The 931-nt window shown below is 81.1% G+C and carries 1 protein-coding gene; it reads right to left on the bottom strand.

What is annotated here, in order from left to right:
• Positions 1-204: 204 nt before the first annotated feature.
• Positions 205-931: hypothetical protein (locus GTR00_RS21740; RefSeq protein WP_205706396.1), on the bottom strand; the 727-nt coding region annotated here is incomplete at its 5' end.

Genomic DNA, 931 nt, shown 5'->3' with positions numbered 1-931 from the left:
ACGCGGGCGGGCACGAGGGGCCCGGGGTGCTCGCGGTGGTGCCGGGCGAGGGCGTGCTCCCAGTCCTCGTCCCAGCCGTACGGGGCGAGGGGGTGCGCGGGGCTCCGCTCCTCCGGGGAAGTGGTCACACGGGAACGGTAGGAACCCCCGGCGCGCGCGGCGACGGGTTTTCCCCCGGCCCCGGTACCGGTACCGGCGCGCGGCTCAGCCGGTGACGGAGACGTCGCGGAACAGCGGGGCGAGCAGGCGGGCGTCCTCCGGCGCGGCGCCGCCGGCGGGCGGCAGCACCCGCGTCCCGGCGGCGGCCGCGGCCCGGCGCACGGCCGCGGTGAACTCCGCGCCGCCCCAGCGCGCGTCGAGCACCTCCACGCTGCCGGCCAGCAGCGCGGTCGTGCCCGCCTCGCCGGGCAGGACCGCCGCGGCGCCGTCGCCGAACTCGGCGACCACGGCGTCCACCAGCCGCTCCAGCGCCCCGCCGCCGGTCAGCACGCACGAGCCGCCCGCGGCCAGCACGGCCAGCGAGGTGCGCACCGCGGGCAGCAGCCGCCCGCCGCCGAGCACCCCGACCACCGCCGGTGGCGCGCTGCCGTGCGCGCGCGGCACCAGCAGGTCCAGCTTGTCGGCCCACCCGGCCCAGCGCACCGCGCTGTCCACGCAGTAGTCCACCGCGGCCAGGGCCTCGGAGAGCCGGCAGCGCTCGGTGCGCCGCACCAGCTCCACCAGCTCGGTGCGCCGCGCCTCCAGGTCCACCGCGACCGACAGCAGCGCGCGCCCGCGCGCCAGCGGCGCGGTCGCACCGACCGCGGCGGCCCCGCCGACCGCCGCGGCCAGCACCTTGCGCACCACGTCCTCGCCGACCGCGGCCTCCGCGCCCCGCACCCCCTGCGCGCCCTGACCGCCCTCCGCGCACCGCGAGCGCCTGGGCCTGGAC

Origin of the sequence: Kineococcus indalonis (assembly GCF_009906395.1) — a bacterium.
GTDB classification, from domain to species: Bacteria; Actinomycetota; Actinomycetes; order Actinomycetales; family Kineococcaceae; genus Kineococcus; species Kineococcus indalonis.
Note: the sequence above shows the minus strand (reverse complement) of the source record. Positions and strands in the feature narration are given on the sequence as shown.